A 323-nucleotide genomic window follows, 5' to 3' on the forward strand; every position below is an offset into this window, starting at 1 on the left:
GCGAGCTGCCCGCGCCGCGTGTCGTTGATGTCGGTGAGCTGGCCGCTGGCGTCGTAGCGGTAGCGACGCACCAGCAGACGGTTACCGCCTGCGGTGTGTGTGGGCGCAGGCGTGTCGCGCGCCAGCACCTGCTCGCTGAGCCGCCCCATGGCGTCCCACTGCTGCGTTTGCAGCAGGCGGTTGCCTTGTGTTCTGGCGACCTCGCGGTGCAGGTCGTCGCGCTCGTAGCTGACGAGTTCCCGCTCATCGAGCTGCAGCGCCAGCAGGTGGCCGCTGCCGTAGGTGAGCCAGCTGACACGGTGGCCGTCCGGGCGCACGGTGGC

At 70.6% G+C, this 323-nt stretch carries 1 protein-coding gene; it reads right to left on the reverse strand.

Going from position 1 to position 323, the window contains the following annotated elements:
- On the reverse strand, positions 1 to 323 hold a 323-nt coding region (locus DIE08_RS35355; protein WP_148096112.1), incomplete at both ends, for a hypothetical protein.

Source organism: Burkholderia sp. Bp9004, assembly GCF_003858025.1.
In the GTDB taxonomy this organism is placed as follows: domain Bacteria; phylum Pseudomonadota; class Gammaproteobacteria; order Burkholderiales; family Burkholderiaceae; genus Burkholderia; species Burkholderia diffusa.